This is a genomic window from Streptomyces sp. NRRL S-340 (assembly GCF_000720185.1).
Taxonomy (GTDB): Bacteria; Actinomycetota; Actinomycetes; order Streptomycetales; family Streptomycetaceae; genus Streptomyces.
On record NZ_JOIY01000016.1, the window covers coordinates 27495 to 45004 of the forward strand.

The window sequence follows — 17510 nt, forward strand, 5'->3', positions numbered from 1 at the left end:
GATGAGCGGACACCGAGGCGAAGTGGTGCGCCGCCGACTGGCCGGCGTGGTGTTCCTGGTGGTGCCCGCCCTGCTGGTCTGGCTCTCCGTCGCCGTCTACGACAAGCAGTTCACCGACTCCGACCCGGTGGTCGTGGAGACCGGCAGCGTCGGCAACGAGATGCACCTGGGTGCCGAGGTGAAACTGCGCGGCGTCGTCGTCGGCGAGGTCCGTTCCATCCAGGCCATCGACCACGGCGCCCGGCTCACCCTCGCCCTGCGGCCCGGGGCGCTGGCCCGCATCCCCTCCGACGTGCGCGCGCAGATGCTGCCCACCACCCTCTTCGGGGCCCGCTTCGTCGCCCTCGTCCCGCCGCCGCACCCCTCCGGCACCCCGCTGGCCGCCGGGGCGCGGATCCCGCAGGACCGCTCCGCGAACGCCGTCGAACTCCAGCAGGTGCTCGACAACGTGCTGCCCATGCTCACCGCCGTGCAGCCGCAGAAACTCTCCGCCACCCTCTCCGCCGTCTCCCGGGCCCTGGAGGGACGCGGCGCGAAACTCGGCGACACCCTCACCGAACTCGACGCCCACCTGCGCAGGTTCAACCCCGAACTGCCCGCCCTCAACCGCGACCTGAAAGAACTCGTGAAGGTCAGCCAGGTCTACGCCGACGCCGCCCCCGACATCGTCACGGCGCTCACCGACTTCACCACCACCACCGGCACCCTGGCCGAGAAGGACGGCGAGCTGGCCGGCACGCTCGGCGCGACCACCCGCACCGCCGAGGACCTGACCTCGTTCCTGCGGCAGAACAAGGACAACATCATCCGGCTCGGCGCCACCTCGAAACCCACCCTGCGGCTGCTGTCCGAGTACTCCTCGTCCTTCCCGTGCACGCTGCGCACCCTCGCCGAGTTCGTGCCCCGGATGGACAAGGCCCTCGGCAAGGGCACCGACCGGCCCGGACTCCACGTCGACGTCACCACCGTGCCCTCGCGCGGCGCCTACGTCCCCGGCCGGGACACCCCCTCCTACGACGCCTCCGGCGGCCCGCACTGCTACCCGGTGCCCTACCTCGGCGTCCCCGCACAGCCCGCCGCACAGGTCGGGGCCACGGCCGGCCAGGACCTCGGGCCCGCCAACTCCCCGCAGGAGAACGCCCTCGTCAACGAACTCCTGGCCCCGGCCGCCGGCAAGCAGCCCGGCGACCTGCCGGACTGGAGCAGCCTGCTGGCCGGACCCGCCCTGCGCGGCACGGAGGTGACGCTCAAGTGACCACCCCGCGCGGCGCGCACACCCGCCGCCGCCCCCTGACCGGGCCCGTCCTGAAGTCCCTCGTGTTCGTGATCGTCACCGCGCTGGCCACCACCGTCCTCGGACTGAGCGTCGCCAACCGGGGCGTCGGCGACGGCACCCGTTCCTACAAGGCCCTGTTCACCGACGTCACCGGCCTCGTCGACGGCGACAGCGTGCGCGTCTCGGGGGTGAAGGTCGGCGAGGTCACCGACGTACGCGTCGTGAACCACCGCACCGCCCAGGTCACCTTCAGCGTCCGCGACGACCGCACCCTGCCCCGCTCCACGACCGCCGCCGTGAAGTACCTCAACATGGTCGGCCAGCGCTACATCGCCCTGGACCGGGGCAGCGGGGACGTCGGCGGCACCCTCGCCTCCGGCGACACCATCCCGCTCGACCACACCGCGCCCGCCCTCGACCTGACCCTGCTCTTCAACGGCTTCAAGCCGCTGTTCGAGGGGCTCTCCCCGAAGGACGTCAACGAACTGGCCGGATCGATCGTGCAGGTCCTGCAGGGCGAGGGCGGCACCGTGGACAGCCTGATCCGGCACATCGGCTCGCTCAGCACCACCGTCGCCGCAAAGGACCAGGTCATCGGCGCGGTCGTGAAGAACCTCAACACCGTCCTGACCACCCTCAACGAACGCGAGGCCGGCTTCGACGACCTCGTCGACACGCTCCGCAAGCTCGTCAGCGGCTTCAACGACGACCGCAGACCGCTGGGCCGGGCGGTGGCCGCCATGGGCGACCTGACCACCGTCACCGCGGGTCTCCTCCAGGACGGCCGCGCCCCCCTCAAGCAGGACATCGGCGAACTGGGCCGGCTCTCCGGCAACCTCGGCGACGCCACCGGCCGGATCGAGGACTTCCTGGCCAAGAGCCCCGCCAAGATGACCGCCCTGGCCCGGCTGTCCTCCTACGGATCCTGGTTCAACCTCTACCTGTGCGAGGCGCGCGTGAGCGGAGTCAGCACCTCCGACGGCTCCAGACCGCCGACCGGCATCGCCGTCACGGAACAGAGGTGCGGCACATGACCCTGCTGCAGCGCCCCCGCCCCGACGAGCGGGCCGTGCCGCCCCGCCGCGGCCGCCGTCCCCGCCTCAAGCCCGTCAAGGAACGCAACCCGATCGCCGTCGCCCTCGTCGGCCTGCTCCTGCTGGCGCTGCTCACCGTCTTCGCCTACAACGCCGACCGGCTCCCGCTGACCGGCGGCGGCACCACCTACAGCGCCGACTTCAGCGAGGCCGCCGGACTCGACAAGGGCGACGAGGTCCGCATCGCCGGCGTCAAGGTCGGCAAGGTCACCGGAGTCTCCCTGGACCGCGGCAGGGTGAAGGTCAGCTTCGAGACCAAGGGCGCCTGGATCGGCGACCGCACCACCGCCGCCATCGCCATCAAGACCCTCCTCGGCGACAAGTACCTGGCACTCGACCCGCTCGGCACCGCCCGCCAGGACCCCGGCAGCCGGATCCCGCTGACCCGCACCACCTCTCCGTACGACGTCACCCAGGCCTTCCAGGACCTCAGCTCCACCGTCGACCAGATCGACACCCAGCAGCTCGCCAAGAGCTTCGAGACCATCTCGCAGACCTTCAAGGACTCGCCGCCCGCCGTCCGCAACGCCGCCACCGGCCTGTCCGCCCTGTCGAAGTCCGTCTCCAAGCGCGACGCGGAACTCTCCGAACTCCTCCAGGGCAGCGCCCGCTTCACCCAGACCCTGAAGAACAAGAAGTCCAGCTTCGAGACGCTCATCGAGGACGGCGGCTCCCTGCTCGGCGAACTCAAGGACCGCCGCGACGCCATCCGCGCCCTGCTCACCGGCAGCAGGGCGCTCGCCACCCAGCTCAGCGGCCTGGTCCAGGACAACGACCGGCAACTCGGCCCCACCCTCAAGGCACTCGGCCGCGTCACCGACGTCCTCGCGAAGAACAACACCCAGCTCGACAAGACCCTGGCCCTGGTCGGCCCGTACTACCGCCTCGTCGGCAACACCCTGGGCAACGGGCGCTGGTTCGACAGCTACCTGTGCGGGGTCGTCCCCCGCGACTACCTGCCCGCCGGGTCCCAGCCCAGGACCGGATGCATGCCGCCGAAGCAGGCCGCGCCGGCCCAGGGGAGCGGAGAGTGATGAGCACACGCAGGAAACTCCTCGCCGCGGCCGTCGCCCTGGTCGTCGTCGCCGCGGGACTCGCCGTCGCCCGCGTCCTGGACTCCGGCGGAACCCGGCTGACCGCCTACTTCGACCGCGCGGTCGGCATCTACGCCGGCTCCGACCTGCGCATCCTCGGCGTACGGGCCGGAGAGGTGAAGTCCGTACGGCCCCAGGGCACCCAGGTGCGGGTGGAACTCGCACTCGACGACGGCGTCCAGGTCCCCGAGGGGGCACGCGCCGTGATCGTCGCGCCGAGCGTCGTCGCCGACCGCTTCGTGCAGCTCACCCCCGCCTACCGGTTCGGACCCGCCCTCGCGGACGGCGCCGTGCTGCCCGCCTCCCGCAACCGCACCCCCGTCGAGATCGACCAGCTCTACGCCTCGATCACCGACCTCGGCAAGGCACTCGGGCCCGACGGCGCCAACTCCACCGGCGCCCTGTCCGACCTGCTGAGGACCGGCGCCGCCAACCTCGACGGCAACGGCAGGGCCATCGGCGACAGCATCGAGCAGTTCGGCAAGGCCGCCAAGACCCTCAACGGCTCCAGCGACGACCTGTTCGCCACCCTCAGCAGGCTCCAGACCTTCACCACCATGCTGAAGGACAAGGACGCCGACGTCCGCACCGCCCAGGAACGGCTCGACACCGTCGTCGGTTTCTTCGCCGACAACAAGAACGACCTCGCCGGGGCGCTCGCCGAACTCGGCAGGGCGCTCGGCCAGGTCAAGCAGTTCATCCAGGACAACCGGGGCGAACTGAAGAAGAACGTCGACAAGCTGGTGCCCATCACCCAGACACTGGTACGGCAGCGGGCCTCGCTCGCCGAGGCACTGGACGTCGCACCGCTGGCCGCGAGCAACGTCGTGAACGCCTACGACACCGACCACCGCACCCTCGACGGCCGCGCCGACCTCAACGAGATCAGCATGGGCGGTCCGCTGCTGCCGTTGCCGGCCACCGGTGGCACCGCGGCCACGGACGGCGCCCCGGGGAAGGGGGAGAGGTGAAGCGCTCCATCCGCACCGGCGGCGCGGCCCTCGGAGCCGGGGCGGCCGGACTGATCGCCCTGGCCCTCGGGTTCGCGCTGGCCCTCGGCGCGTTCTCGGTCACCGCCCCCCGCTTCGACGGCATCGAGGACCTCCCGCTGCCCGGCGGCGCCGACCTCGGCTCCCACCCCTACACCGTCACCGCCGAACTCGACGACGTCCTCAGCCTCGTCCCGCAGGCCGCGGTCAAGGTCGACGACGTCGCCGTCGGCCGGGTCACCGCCATCCGCCTCGACGGCTGGAAGGCCCGCGTCACCATGAAGATCAACGGCGATGTGCGGCTGCCCGCCGACGCCGGCGCCCGCCTGGAACAGTCCAGCCTGCTCGGCGAGAAGTACGTCCAGCTCGTCGCCCCCGCCAAGGAGACCGGCAGCGGGCACCTCACCGACGGCAGCGAGATCCCGATCACCCGCACCGGCCGCAACACCGAGGTCGAGGAGGTGTTCGGCGCGCTGTCCCTGCTCCTCAACGGCGGCGGAGTCAACCAGCTCAAGACCATCACCAGGGAACTGAACACCGCCATCGGCGGCCGCGAACCCGAGGTCCGCTCCATGCTCCGGCGCGTCGACACGCTCGTCACCGACCTCGACCGGCACCGCGGCGACATCACCGACGCCCTCGACAGCGTCAACCGGCTCGCCGCCACCCTCGCCCACCGCAGGACCGACGTACAGACCGTCCTCACGGGCCTCTCACCCGGCCTGAAGACCCTGGACGAGCAGCGCGGCGCCCTGCTGACGATGCTGCGCTCCCTCGACACGCTGTCCGGCGTCGCCGTCTCCACCATCAACGCCGGCAAGGACGACATGGTCGCCGACCTGAAGGCGCTCGCGCCCACCCTGAAGACCCTCGCGGACGCGGGCGCCGACCTGCCCGACTCGCTCCAGGTGCTGCTGACCTACCCGTTCACCGACGAGGTGCTGCGGGGCGTCAAGGGCGACTACCTCAACGTGTACCTGAACATGGTCGCCCTGCCGGGTACGCAGATCATCCCGGCCCTGGTGCCGCAGGCCGGCTCCTCACCGTCGCCTTCCGCCCCCGCGGCGGCCGGCGCCCGCGACGCGAGCGGCCGGACACCGGCCGCCGCGCGGACCGGGACCGCCGCGGGGAGCGGGAAGGCCACCGCCGGGTCCGCGGCGGCCACCCAGGGCTCCCCGACGGCACCGCTGCCCCTGCCGTCCGTCCCCACCCCGGCCCAGGACGGAGGCCGCCAGCAGTGATCACCCTCGCCGTGCGCCTGAAGAACCTCGCCTTCCTCGTCATCGCCGTCCTCGTCCTCGGCTTCGTCGGCATCCGCTACGCCGACCTGGGCCGCTACGTCGGCATCGCCGACTACTACACCGTGGACGTGCAACTCCCGCGTACGGGCGGGCTGTTCACCCACTCCGACGTCACCTACCGCGGCGTCTCGGTGGGCCGGGTCGGCCCGATCGACCTCACCGGGGACGGCGTCGTCGCCGAACTGCGCATCAAGAAGTCCGCCCCGCGCATCCCCGCCGACACCCGGGCCGTCGTCGCCGGGCTGTCCGCCGTCGGCGAGCAGTACATCGACCTGCGGCCCCAGGGCGACGGCGGCCCCTACCTCGCCGACGGCGCCCGCATCGAACAGTCCGACACCCAGGTCCCCGCCCCCGTCACCGACGTCCTCACCAGCGTGAACGACCTGACCAAGTCGGTACCGCTGGACGACCTGCGCACCGTCGTCGACGAGTTCGGCAAGGCCTTCGAGGGCCACGGCGACGACCTCCAGGTCCTCCTGGACAACGGCAGCGAGTTCGTCCGGGCCGCCGACCGCAACCTGCCCGCCACCACCCGCCTCATCGACGACGGCGAGACGGTCCTGCGCACCCAGGCCGAAGAAGGGCGCGCCGTACGGGACTTCGCCACCGGCGCCAGGGAACTCGCCCGCACCCTCAAGGGATCCGACGCCGACCTGCGCCGGCTGCTCACCGTCGCGCCCGACGCCGCCACCCAGATCAGCGGCGTGCTGCGGGACCTCGACCCCAGCCTGGGCGTGGTCCTCGCCAACCTGCTCACCACCTCCGAGGTCGCCGTCACCCGGCAGCACGGCATCGAGGAACTGCTCGTGAAGTACCCGGCGGCCGTCGCCGCCGGAGCCACCGCCGTCGACGGAGGAAAACTGAACCTCGGCATGGCCGTCACCTTCTTCAAACCCCTGCCCTGCACCGCCGGTTACGGCGCAACCCGCTACCGCAACGGCCTCGATCTCGGCACCGCTCCCGCACTCAACACCGGCGCCTCGTGCACCGCCCCTGCCTCCAGCGGCATCGGCGTACGGGGCTCGGCGAACGCCCCGGGCGGCGGCGCGGTGCCCGACCCGGCCGCGCCCGCCTCCCTGCCCTCCGGCAGCGGCGCGCGGACCACCGCCGACGGCACGGCGGGCACGGGCGCGGCGGGCCCGCTCCCCGCACCCCTGCCGGGCGCGCTCGCCCTGCCGGGCGTCGGCGACGGTTCCCCGGCCGGCCTGGCGGGCCTGCTCGCCCCGGCCGGCGGAGGTGACCGGTGAGGCGGGCCCGCGCCCTGGCCGGCGCCGGACTGACGCTGGCGCTCGCCTTCTGCGGCACGGGCGCGTGGACGTACGCGCAGGCCCGCGGCGACGACTCGCTCGCCTACGGCCGCCAGCGAGATGCGGCACTCGCCGACGGACGCGGCGCCCTCGCCGTCCTCACCACCCTCGACGCCTCCTCGCCGCAGAGGGCGAAGGCGGGCATCCGGGCCTGGCGCGACGCCTCGACCGGCCCGCTCCAGGACGAACTGGGCCGCACCGCGCCCAGGACGGGCGCCTCGGCGCGCGGCACCGTCACCGACGCCGCGGTCACGGCGCTCGACACCCGGGCGGGCACCGCGAAACTCATCGCGACGGTCCGGGTGGACGTCACCCCGGCCGGGTCGGGGACGCCGACCACGGACCGCAAGCGCCTGGAAGCGGTCCTGCTGCGCACCGGTGACGACGAGTGGAAGGTCAAGGCGCTGGACGCGGTGCCGCTCGCACGGACGGCGGGGGAGGGCGAGGGCCGATGACACGGCTGCTGCGCAAGGACCGCCAGGAGCGGGGACACGGGGAGCGGGCGGGGCAGGGGCGCGCGGGGGACGCCCCGCAGGAGAAGGCAACGTCCGGCACCGAGGAGGACGAAGCGCTCGGCGCCGAGGACGAGAAAGTGTCCGGCGCCGGGGAGAAGGAAGCGCTCGGCGCCGAGGAGGAAACGCTCGGCGCCGAGGAGGGGAAGGCTTCCGGTACCGAGGAGAACGCGCCTTGCGCCGAGGAGGAGAACGCGTCCGGCGCCGAGGAGGGGGACGCCTCCGGTACCGAGGGAAACGCGCCCGGCACCGAGGAGGGGAAGGCTCCCGGCACCGAGGGGGACGCGCCTGGCGTCCAGAAGGGGAACGCGCTCGGCGCCGAGGAGGGAAACGCGTCCGGCGCCGAGCAGGAGACCGCGTCCGGTGCCGAAGGGCCCGACGCGGACGGGGCACCCGCACGCCGGTCCCGGCGCCGGACGCTTCGCCGGGCCGCCCTCGCGGCGAGCGCGCTCGTCCTCCTCCTCGCGGGCGGCGGCTTCTTCTACGGCGCCCACCAGCTGCGCTCCGCACCCTCCGCCCGGAACACCGCCCTGACCGACGACGAGGCCACCACCCGGGTCGCCGGGGACGTGGGCAACGACCTCGCCCGCGTCTTCTCGTACACCCCGGACGGCCTCGACGCCACCGAGCGTTCCGCGCGGTCCGTGCTCACCGGGAAGGCGGCCCGCCAGTACACCGGACTCGTCGGCCGGATCCGGGCGGACGTCGCCAGGGAGCGGGTGACCCTGAGCACCCAGGCCGTACGCGTCGGGGTCGTGGAACTCCACGGCGACGAAGCGGAGTTGCTGGTCTTCCTGGACCAGGTGTCCCGCCGGGGCAAGGGCAAGGCGTCGGCCGCGGCGGCCCAGCTGGCGGTCACCGCCCGACGGGAGGGGGACCAGTGGCGGATCGTCGACCTCCAGACCCGCTGACGGCACACGCGAGACGGGAGCACCCCATGAAACGCACGGTCCGCACCCTGCCGGCCGGACTGCGCGCACTGTACGCGGCGGCCCTCGCTCTCACCCTCCTCGCGGGCGGATTCGCGGCGTGGGCGGGCTGGGACTGGTACGGGGCCGCGCACGACGACTCGGCGGCGTACGCGGTCCAGCGGGACCAGGCGCTCGCCGCCGGGGAGCAGGCCGTCGAGAACCTGAACACCCTCGACCACCGCAGCGTCGACCGCGGCCTCGACCTGTGGGAGTCCTCGACGACCGGCGACCTGCACGACCAACTGGTCGCGGGGCGCAAGGAGTTCACCGCACAGGTGAAGACGGCGAAGACCGTCACCACGGCCCGGGTGCTCTCCGGTGCCGTCTCCGAACTCGACGACCGGGCCGGCCGGGCCCGGGTGCTCGTCGCGCTGCGGGTGACGGTGAAGGCGCCCGGCGGCCAGAGCACCGACAAGGACAGCCGCATGCTCGGCGAACTCACCCGCACCGGCGGCGGATGGAAGCTGAGCGCCCTGGGCCAGGCCCCCGTGGGCGGCACGTCAGCCGGCTGACCCGGCCCGCAGCCGCGGCAGCGGCCGGGCGCACGAGAGGACGACACCCGATGCCCACGACCCGCCACCACATCAACCGCCAGCGCCGCCGCCAGGCGCGTGAACCGCGGCCCCAGACCCCGGAGGTCCGGTCGCGGACGGCGGCCCCAGCGGCGGACGACCCGGGAGCACCCGGGAGCGGACGGCCCCGCAGCGGTGTCGCCGTGCTCCCCGCCCGAGCCTCCTCCGCCGTCTCCCCGCCCCGCAAGACCGAACGCGCGGCGCCGGTGAAACAGGCGGCGGACGCGGCGCGGGACGCCGCCCCCGGGGCGGCACCGGACCCGGATCCGGTCACGGAGACGGACACGGAAGCGGGCCCGGAACCGGTCCCGGGACCGGACACGGACGCCGGCACCACGAGCCGCCGTCCCCGCACGCGCCGGTCCCCTGCGCTGGTCGTGCTGTGCCTGCTGACCCTCGTCCTCGGCGGCTTCGCCGGGTGGGCGCACGGGCGCGCCCAGAGCCTGCGGGACGATGCGGCGGTCCGCAACACCGCCCTGACCGACCCCGCCCGCACGAGCGAGATCAAGCGGCAGACGGAGAAGGCGGTCGCCGCGCTCTTCTCCTACGACCACGCCGACCCCGCCGCCTACGACAAGGCCGTGAAGACCCTGCTCACGGGCAAGGCCGTGGCGCAGCACCGGGCCCTGCTCGACAGCGTGCGCACCCGTGCCGACCAGCAGAAGGCGGTCATCACCACCACGGTCACCGACAGCGCGGTGGAGCGCGTCGACGGCGACCGGGCCCGGGTCCTGGTCTACGCGGACCAGAGCAGCGTCAGCACCGCCGGGAGCAAGGCCGGCACCAGGGGCGCCGAGGGCGGCCGGGGAGCGCAGGGCAAGCAGGCGGCGCAGGACCAGGGGACGTACGCAGGCGCCATGTTCGCCGTCGACGTCGTACTGCGGGACGGGCACTGGCTCGTCTCCGGCATCGACACGTTCGGCCGCTGAGGAGCACCCGCCCCGCCGAAGACCTTCCGGGCCCACCGCGGCCCACCGACAGGGAGTGACAGCCATGCCCGCACGCCGCGTACGACGTCTGCGCGCCCGTACCCGCCAGGGCCTGCGGACCACCGCCATCGCCGTGGCCGCGGTGGCGGCCCTCACCGCATCCCAGGCCCCCGGCGCGCCGGGCGCACCCGGGGCGGCCGGGAACGGTCCCGGCCGTCCGGCGGCCGACGAGGAGCGCACCCCGGCCGCCGGTGCCGTCCCCTACACGCCCGCCGCCGGGACGCCCGGTGACGGCTCGTACCACACCGAACTGCCGCCCCTGATCACCACCGGCACGCCACTGACGCCACGTCAGGAAACCGCAGTGAAGGCCGAGTCCGGGATCCCGGGCACCGTGCTGCGTGCCTACCGGGCGGCCGAGCGGTCCGTCGCCCGTACCGACCCGGGCTGCCGGCTGCCCTGGCAACTGCTCGCCGCGATCGGCAAGGTGGAGTCCGGCCAGGCGCGCGGCGGGGCGGTCGACCGGCAGGGCACGACGCTGGGCCGCATCACCGGCCCGGCGCTCGACGGCCGGGGCTTCGCGCTGGTCCGGGACACCGACGGCGGGGTGTACGACGGCGACGAGGTGTACGACCGGGCGGTGGGGCCGATGCAGTTCCTGCCGTCGACCTGGGCCGGGTGGGGCGCGGACGGCAACGGCGACGGCCGCGCCGACCCGAACAACGTCTTCGACGCGGCCCTGGCGGCCGGACACTACCTGTGCGCCGGGGACCGGGACCTGGGCCGGGCCGCGGACCTGGACCGGGCCGTCCTCAGCTACAACGACTCGCGCGCCTACCTGGACCTGGTCCGCTACTGGCTGGACTTCTACCGCCGGGGCGTGCACAGCGTGCCCGACGGGAAGGGCGTCATCCCGAAGTCGCCCGGCGCGGGCGGCGACACCCCGGCGACGAAGCCCGTCGACTCGGGCGGCGGACCGGACGCGGGCAGCGGCACAGGCGGCGGGATCGTCGTCGACCCGGGCCCCGGCGGCCCCTCGGGACCGGCCACCCCCGTCCCCTCCCGCCCCCGTCCGGCCCCGTCGAGCGGAGCGTCCTCCCCGGCGCCCTCGCCCACCGGGAGCCAGGGGCCGTCACAGCCCGGGTCGCCCTCCCCGGACCCCTCGGGCTCCTCCACCGCGGACCCGTCGCCGACGTCACCGGCACCGCAGCCCAGCGGGCCCACGGCCCCGGACCCGGGCGGCTCGGCGTCCCCCTCGTCCTGCCCGCCGCCCTCGGCCGGCGCCTCCCCGGACGCCACGGGGCAGCCGGCGGCCCCGGACCCGGCGGACAGCGATCCGACGGCCGGCCCGTCGTGCCCGTCGGCACAGGCCGTGAGCGGGTGACGACGGCGGTGGCGGGCCGGCGGGGCGGACGAACGGCACCCGGACCCGGCCCACGGCCACCCGCACCACCGGCTGGTGCCGCGAGCAGCCGGGCCCGGTGAGGCGGCCGTCCGGCCGTCGCGTCAGGTGCCGGGGCAGACGGTGTCCGAGCGGGCCGTGGCCCAGCCCTCTCCCTCGGCGCGGACGCTGATGTGCGGCTGCGGTGCCGGCGTGCTCACGCCCCCGGCGACGGATGCCGGAGGCGTGGCGGCGTACGAGGGGACCGCGCGGTCCTCGCGGTCCGCGGACAGGCGCAGCGTGTCCGCCGCGGTGCAGGTCAGCTGCTCCATCGCCAGGCTGTCCAGCCGGCCCACCCCGGCGGGGAAGCGGACGGAGACGACGTTTCGGCCGACGCTCACGGCGACCGGCCCCGGAACCGCAGGCAGGGACGTGGTCAGCGTCCGGGCCTCGCTGCTGTCCGGCCCGGACAGCAGCAGCCGTACCGCCGCGGTGACCAGGTCGGCGGCGTCGTCGGGTGCACGCCGCGGGACGGGACGCAGGACCCCGTCGGCCACGAAGTAGACCGTGATCCGCGCGGCGACACCGACCGCGGGGGCACCGGCGTCGATGACGCCCGACGTGGGCACGCCGCAGCCCGCCAGCGTGAGCAGGGCGCCGGTGAGGGCCGCCGGGGCCACCGTGCGCAGGGGACGTCTCATGCCTCCTCCTCTCGTACGTGCTCCGCGCCTTCCCGTGCGGGGGCGGTGCCCGTGCCGGGGCGGGGGCGCAGCGGCAGTTCGACGGTGAACACCGCGCCGCCGCCGGGCGCGTTGCCGGCCCGGACCCGGCCGCCGTGCAGGCGTACGTTCTCCGCGGTGATGGCGAGCCCGAGACCGCTGCTCTCGCTGCGGGTCCGGGCCCGGCTGGCCTTGTAGAAGCGTTCGAAGATGTGCGGCAGGTCGGCCTCCGGGATGCCGGGACCCCGGTCGGTGACGGTGATGACCGCCCATCCGCCGGCGGCGGTCAGCCGCAGGGTCACCGGCGGCGCGCCGTGCCGCAGCGCGTTGCCGACCAGGTTGGCCACCACGACGTCCACCCGGCGCGGATCGACCAGGGCCCGCGGCGTGCCGCTGTCCGGCAGCTCCGTGCGCACCCGGTCCAGCCAGCCGCGGGAGGCGAGGGTGCGGCGGACCGACTCGGCCAGGTCGATCTCGTCGGCGCCGAGTTCGGCGGCGCCCGCGTCGAACCGGGAGATCTCCATCAGGTCCTCGACCAGGCGGGCCAGCCGCGCGGTCTCCTCGCTGACGAGCCGTACCGCCTCGCCGGTGACCTGGTCCAGGCGGGAGGACTGCTCGTCGAGGACGTCGGTGACCGCCGTCATCGCGGCGAGCGGGGTGCGCAGTTCGTGCGAGACGTCGGCGGCGAAGCGGCGGGCCCGCGCCTCCATGCGGCGCAGCTCGGCCACCGACTCCTCCAGCGCGGCGGCGGTGTCGTTGAACGTCCGGGAGAGTTCGGCCAGTTCGTCGGATCCGCTGACGGCCAGCCGGGTGTCGAGGTGTCCGGCGGCCATCCGCCGGGTGGCCCGTCCCAGGGCCCGCACGGGGCGCAGCACGCCGCGGGCGACGAGCAGCGCGATCAGGACGGCCAGGCCGAGCGCGGGCAGGGTGGCCCGTTCGATGGCGGTGATCAGGGCCTCGACGTAGAGCTGTTCGCTCTCCTGCGGGACCACCAGGTAGAGCACCAGGCCGGTGGGGGCGGAGGTGACGGCGGCCGAGGTGGCGTAGGTGACGGGCAGCCCGACGACGAGGTAGGCCCGGCCGTCGTGGTGGACCCGCTGGAAGACCGCGGCCGCCCGGGTCCGTACGGAGCGCCGCAGCGCGGGGGTGAGCACGTCGAAGCTGTCCTGCGGTCCGTAGACGGCGCTCAGCCCGCCGTAGGTGGCGAGGAACCGCCACTGCTGGGAGCGGTGCGTGTAGGCGAGGTCGGCGACTATGTGGTTCAGGTCGGAGCGGTCGGGCACCTCGGGGTAACCGGGCGCCCGCGCGTCGACGCTGTCCCGGAACTGCCGGACCACCGCGTCCTGGCTCTGCTGGAGCACGCCGGTGCGCGCCTCGCGGAAGGTGAGCACGCCGGTGCTCAGGCAGCTGACGACGGCGACGACGGTGAAGCCCGCGACGAGCCGGAGCCGCAGGCCGCCGCGCAGGGCGGGAGGGCGCAGTCTCACGGCGAGCGGAAGCAGTAGCCGAAACCGCGCACGGTGTGGACGTAGCGGGGGGCGCCGCCCAGTTCGCCGAGCTTGCCGCGCAGGCGCTTCACGCAGGCGTCCACCAGGCGTATGTCCCCGTGGTAGCTGTGTTCCCAGACCGCTTCCAGGAGCTGCTGGCGGCTGAGGACCTGGCCGGGCGAGGCGGACAGCGCGAGCAGCAGCCGCAGTTCGGACGGGGCGAGGTCCACCGGCTGCCCCCGGTGGGTGACCCGCAGGCCGGCCCGGTCGATGCCGAGGTCCCCGTGCGTCTCGGCCCGGGGGCGGGCGGCGACCGGGGAGGGGGCGTCCAGCCTGCGCAGCAGGGCGCGTATCCGGGCGTCGAGCACCCTGGCCTGCACGGGTTTGACGACGTAGTCGTCGGCTCCCGCCTCCAGGCCGACGATCATGTCGACGCTGTCGCCCTTGGCGGTCATCATGATGATCCCGACCTGCTCGCGCGCCCTGATCCGCCGGCACACGTCGAGCCCGGGCAGGCCGGGCAGCATGAGGTCCAGGACGACCACGTCCGGGCGGAAGGGGCCGAGCCGGTCCAGGCCCTCCTCGCCGGTGGCGGCGGCGCAGACGTCGTGCCCCTGGTGGCGCAGGGCGAGCTGGACTCCCTGGCGCACGGCGGCGTCGTCTTCGATGAGCAGGATCCGGGGCATGTCGCTCAGTATGTGCGGGCCGCGAACGGCGACGGCCGCGAGGGCCGCCCCGCGCGGGGAACTGTTACGGAAGGATCATATGGGCGCCGCGCTCAAACCCCCGGACGATCTCCGTTACAGTTCTGTGACCTTTCGGTCCACAGGGCATCACATACGGTCACCAGCCTGGGTGCCATGTCAGGAACCACACCCCGCCAGGACGCCGGGACCGGCGCGGACGGCAGGCCGAGCCGCCGCGCCTCCCGCCGTACCGGCGCCGCCCGCCGCGCCTCCCGGCGCCGTGCCCGCAGCCGTCGCCCCCTCGTCGTCCTCTGCGCCCTGGCGGCGGCCGGCTCGCTCGGCGCCGCGGCCCTGCTCGCGGGGGCGGGGGGCGGCGACGGCAAGGGCGGCGGCCCGTCCGCCGCGGCCGGCCGGAGCGCGGGACAGAGCCCGACGCAGGCGGCGGACTCCGTCCGGCACGCCGGGGGCGGGACGACGCCGGAGCCGGAGGCGTCCGGGACGGCGGCGGGGAAGGACGTGAGGCGTGACCCCGGGAAGAAGGGGGACGGGGGCGGCGAGCCGGACGCGGGGAAGGGCGGCGGCGGGACCGGCACCGGCATCTTCCACACCGCACGGGCGTCCGGGGAGGTGGCCGGGCACGGGACGGTGCGGCGCTACGAGGTCCAGGTCGAGGAGGGGACGGGCGTCACGCCCGACGAGGCGGCCCGCGAGATCGAGGGCGTCCTCGCCGACCGGCGGGGCTGGACCGCCGACGGGCACGACGCCTTCCAGCTCGTCTCCCGGGGCGCCGTCGACTTCGTGGTGAAGATCGCCACGCCCGCCACCGTGGACCGCATCTGCGGCGCGGCCGGACTGCACACGCGCGGCGAGGTCAACTGCGACGTCGGCAGCCAGGTCGTCGTCAACCTCAAACGCTGGAACCAGGGTTCACCCCAGTTCCCCGGGTCCCTCCACGACTACCGCGCCCTGATCATCAACCACGAGGTCGGCCACCGCATCGGCCACGGCCACGAGACGTGCCCCGGTCGCGGGCGGCCCGCTCCCGCGATGATGCAGCAGATCGACGGGCTCCGCGGATGCGTCGCCAACGCCTGGCCCTACGACTCCCGCGGGAACTACCTCGGCGGCCCGGCCGTGCCCTGACCGCCACCCCTGACCGTCTTGCAGGAGGAGTGACCGAAAGCGGCCCCCTCGCCGTCCTCCGCGCGGACCCGTTGCGCGATCACTTTGTGGGTATCCACGAACTCTTCCGGACGGATGTGAGTGCATCGTAGGAACTGTTGACGTGCTTCTGTGACGTAGCTAACGTCGCCCCCACCCCTCAACGAAATGTTGATTCCACCATACGGAAGGTTGGGGTTGTGTTCAAGTCAAGATCAACTTCCTCCGCCGCAGCATCCCCGGGCGCGGAGACACCGGCCGCGGAGACAGCTCCCCGCCCGGAGGACGAACGGCTCCCCGCCCGCCAGCTCGTCGCCTACGGCTTCCAGCACATCCTCACCATGTACGGCGGCATCATCGCCCCACCGCTCATCGTGGGCGGGGCCGCCGGACTCAGCGGCACCGAACTGGGCCTGCTGGTGACGGCCACCATCTTCGTCAGCGGCCTCGCCACCCTGCTGCAGACGCTCGGCGTGCCGATGGTCGGCGCCCAGCTCCCGCTCGTGCAGGGCGCCACGTTCGCCGCCGTGTCCACCATGACGGCCATCGCGACCCGCAGCCACGGCCTGCCCGCCGTCTTCGGCGCGACCATCGCCGCGGGCCTGGTCGGCCTCGTGGTGAGCATGTTCTTCGGCCGGGTCGTACGGTTCTTCCCGCCCGTGGTGACCGGCACGGTGATCGCCGTCATCGGGCTCACCCTGCTCCCGGTCGCCTTCGGCTGGGCCTCCGGCGGAGGGGAGGGGTCCGCCAAGGGCGGCAGCATGGCGGACATCGGCCTGGCCGGCGCCACGCTGCTGATCATCCTCGTGCTGTCCCGGGTCGGTAAGCCCGCCGTCTCGCGCCTGTCGATCCTCCTCGGCATCGTCCTGGGCACGGTGCTCGCCGCCGTACTCGGCAAGACCGACTTCTCCGGAGTGACCAAGGGAGCGACGTTCGCCCTCCCCGAGCCCCTCGCCTTCGGAGCGCCGCAGTTCGACGCCGCCGCCGTCATCTCCATGGTCGTCGTCGTGGTCGTCGTCCTCACCGAGACCACCGCCGACATCATCGCCGTCGGCGAGATCGTCGGCACCGAGGTCGACGCCCGCAGGATCGGCGACGGCCTGCGCGCCGACATGATCTCCACCAGCGTCTCCCCGCTCTTCGGCGGCTTCGCCTGCACGGCCTTCGCCCAGAACGTCGGACTCGTCGCCCTGACGAGGATCAAGAGCCGTTACGCCGTCGCCGCGGGCGGCGGGATCATGGTCGTGCTCGGTCTGTTCCCGGTCCTCGGGCGCATCGTGGCCGCCGTGCCGCTGCCGGTGCTCGGCGGTGCCGGACTGGTGCTCTTCGGGTCCGTCGCGGCCAGCGGCGTGCGGACCCTGTCCACCGTGCGGTTCGACAACAACCTCAACCTCGTCATCGTCGCCACCGCCGTCGGATTCGGTCTGATCCCGGTCGCCGCGCCGCACTTCTGGGACGAGTTCCCGCACTGGTTCGCGCTGATCATGTCCTCCGGCATCAGCGCGGCCAGCGTGGTCGCCGTCCTCCTCAACCTGCTGTTCAACGAGACCCGGTGGAACCGCGAGGACGCCTCGGTGTTCGCCGCGGCCCCACCGAAGGGCGTCATCCCGCCCGGCGAGACCGCCACCGGCGCGGCCGGGCAGTCCCACCCCGCGCACGAGACCCGCACGGACGGAACGGCCGGCGTGCACCGCACGGACGGAAGGAACGGCGGGGACGGTACGCAGGGCGCGGGCGGCGCGGACCGTGCGGACGGGGCGGACGGTGGGGAGACAGCGGACCCGGACCGCCTGGACCGCAGGAGCCCGCACGGCGTGTGAGTGTTCGGACCTGGCCGGCCGACCCGGCCGGCCCGATGAACCGGCCGGCCCGATGACCCGGCCGATCCGATCCGATCGGGTCGGCCGGCGCGGCCCGGACCGCCGGGACTCACCGGTCCGCCGGGACGGCACGGACCCACTGGAACGTCGCCCCACCTCACCGCCCCGACCGAGCCCACTGGTCCGGCCCTCTCGGCCCTTTCGGCTCTCT

The 17510-nt window shown here is 74.1% G+C and carries 16 protein-coding genes; 13 read left to right on the top strand and 3 right to left on the bottom strand.

All coding sequences use genetic code 11. The features are described from left to right. The first annotated feature begins 1 nt into the window (after position 1). From IG64_RS14970 to IG64_RS15020, 11 genes are all read left to right on the top strand, one after another. Complete coding sequence (locus IG64_RS14970) at positions 2-1255, top strand: MCE family protein (RefSeq protein ID WP_037856005.1); 1254 nt, start codon at positions 2-4, stop codon at positions 1253-1255. Beyond that, a complete protein-coding gene (locus IG64_RS14975) occupies positions 1252-2310 on the top strand; it encodes an MCE family protein (RefSeq protein ID WP_037856007.1) in 1059 nt (352 codons plus the stop codon). Before IG64_RS14970 ends, IG64_RS14975 begins: the two co-directional genes overlap by 4 nt. After that, the gene (locus IG64_RS14980) at positions 2307-3404 is read left to right on the top strand and encodes an MCE family protein (protein WP_037856141.1); all 1098 of its coding nucleotides are present in this window, start codon (positions 2307-2309) and stop codon (positions 3402-3404) included. Before IG64_RS14975 ends, IG64_RS14980 begins: the two co-directional genes overlap by 4 nt. Then, positions 3404-4435, top strand: coding sequence for an MCE family protein (locus tag IG64_RS14985; RefSeq protein ID WP_037856009.1), 1032 nt, complete (start codon positions 3404-3406; stop codon positions 4433-4435). The genes IG64_RS14980 and IG64_RS14985 overlap by 1 nt, the downstream gene beginning before the upstream one ends. Then, positions 4432-5694 (top strand): MCE family protein, encoded by a 1263-nt coding sequence (locus IG64_RS14990; RefSeq protein WP_078884012.1) that lies wholly within the window; start codon positions 4432-4434, stop codon positions 5692-5694. The genes IG64_RS14985 and IG64_RS14990 overlap by 4 nt, the downstream gene beginning before the upstream one ends. Beyond that, a complete protein-coding gene (locus IG64_RS14995) occupies positions 5691-7001 on the top strand; it encodes an MCE family protein (RefSeq protein ID WP_037856011.1) in 1311 nt (436 codons plus the stop codon). The genes IG64_RS14990 and IG64_RS14995 overlap by 4 nt, the downstream gene beginning before the upstream one ends. Further along, on the top strand, positions 6998-7516 hold the full coding sequence (locus tag IG64_RS15000; protein ID WP_037856012.1) for a hypothetical protein: 519 nt from the start codon (positions 6998-7000) through the stop codon (positions 7514-7516). Before IG64_RS14995 ends, IG64_RS15000 begins: the two co-directional genes overlap by 4 nt. Next, a complete protein-coding gene (locus tag IG64_RS43080) occupies positions 7513-8484 on the top strand; it encodes a hypothetical protein (RefSeq protein WP_324609575.1) in 972 nt (323 codons plus the stop codon). Before IG64_RS15000 ends, IG64_RS43080 begins: the two co-directional genes overlap by 4 nt. Positions 8485-8510: 26 nt before the next feature. Continuing rightward, the gene (locus tag IG64_RS15010; protein WP_037856014.1) at positions 8511-9056 is read left to right on the top strand and encodes a nuclear transport factor 2 family protein; all 546 of its coding nucleotides are present in this window, start codon (positions 8511-8513) and stop codon (positions 9054-9056) included. Positions 9057-9106: 50 nt separating this feature from the next. Beyond that, entirely contained in the window at positions 9107-10045 is a 939-nt protein-coding gene (locus tag IG64_RS15015) for a hypothetical protein (protein WP_037856015.1), read from the top strand. A gap of 64 nt (positions 10046-10109) precedes the next feature. Beyond that, on the top strand, positions 10110-11429 hold the full coding sequence (locus IG64_RS15020; RefSeq protein ID WP_037856017.1) for a lytic transglycosylase domain-containing protein: 1320 nt from the start codon (positions 10110-10112) through the stop codon (positions 11427-11429). 122 nt (positions 11430-11551) lie between these two features. Here the strand turns inward: IG64_RS15020 and IG64_RS15025 are convergent, their stop codons facing one another. The 3 genes from IG64_RS15025 to IG64_RS15035 are packed head-to-tail and all read right to left on the bottom strand — an operon-like array spanning position 11552 to position 14318. Further along, on the bottom strand, positions 11552-12127 hold the full coding sequence (locus tag IG64_RS15025; RefSeq protein ID WP_051812934.1) for a GerMN domain-containing protein: 576 nt from the start codon (positions 12125-12127) through the stop codon (positions 11552-11554). Next, complete coding sequence (locus IG64_RS15030) at positions 12124-13632, bottom strand: sensor histidine kinase (protein WP_037856020.1); 1509 nt, start codon at positions 13630-13632, stop codon at positions 12124-12126. The genes IG64_RS15025 and IG64_RS15030 overlap by 4 nt, the downstream gene beginning before the upstream one ends. Then, a complete protein-coding gene (locus tag IG64_RS15035; protein ID WP_037856022.1) occupies positions 13629-14318 on the bottom strand; it encodes a response regulator transcription factor in 690 nt (229 codons plus the stop codon). The genes IG64_RS15030 and IG64_RS15035 overlap by 4 nt, the downstream gene beginning before the upstream one ends. A 174-nt stretch (positions 14319-14492) precedes the next feature. Between IG64_RS15035 and IG64_RS15040 the strand changes: the two genes are divergently transcribed. Together IG64_RS15040 and IG64_RS15045 are read left to right on the top strand one after the other, a co-directional pair. Beyond that, positions 14493-15461: a DUF3152 domain-containing protein gene (locus IG64_RS15040; RefSeq protein WP_037856025.1), complete on the top strand. Its 969-nt coding sequence runs from the start codon at positions 14493-14495 to the stop codon at positions 15459-15461. A gap of 218 nt (positions 15462-15679) precedes the next feature. Further along, positions 15680-17299, top strand: coding sequence for a nucleobase:cation symporter-2 family protein (locus tag IG64_RS15045; RefSeq protein ID WP_063758801.1), 1620 nt, complete (start codon positions 15680-15682; stop codon positions 17297-17299). The last annotated feature ends 211 nt before the right edge of the window (positions 17300-17510 follow it).

Coding starts and splice junctions, on each gene's coding strand:
- IG64_RS15015 (WP_037856015.1), top strand. CDS start 9,107: ATGCCCACGACCCGCCACCACATCAACCGCCAGCGCCGCCGCCAGGCG.
- IG64_RS15035 (WP_037856022.1), bottom strand. CDS start 14,318: ATGCCCCGGATCCTGCTCATCGAAGACGACGCCGCCGTGCGCCAGGGA.
- IG64_RS14970 (WP_037856005.1), top strand. CDS start 2: ATGAGCGGACACCGAGGCGAAGTGGTGCGCCGCCGACTGGCCGGCGTG.
- IG64_RS14980 (WP_037856141.1), top strand. CDS start 2,307: ATGACCCTGCTGCAGCGCCCCCGCCCCGACGAGCGGGCCGTGCCGCCC.
- IG64_RS43080 (WP_324609575.1), top strand. CDS start 7,513: ATGACACGGCTGCTGCGCAAGGACCGCCAGGAGCGGGGACACGGGGAG.
- IG64_RS15020 (WP_037856017.1), top strand. CDS start 10,110: ATGCCCGCACGCCGCGTACGACGTCTGCGCGCCCGTACCCGCCAGGGC.
- IG64_RS15025 (WP_051812934.1), bottom strand. CDS start 12,127: ATGAGACGTCCCCTGCGCACGGTGGCCCCGGCGGCCCTCACCGGCGCC.
- IG64_RS14985 (WP_037856009.1), top strand. CDS start 3,404: ATGAGCACACGCAGGAAACTCCTCGCCGCGGCCGTCGCCCTGGTCGTC.
- IG64_RS15010 (WP_037856014.1), top strand. CDS start 8,511: ATGAAACGCACGGTCCGCACCCTGCCGGCCGGACTGCGCGCACTGTAC.
- IG64_RS15040 (WP_037856025.1), top strand. CDS start 14,493: ATGTCAGGAACCACACCCCGCCAGGACGCCGGGACCGGCGCGGACGGC.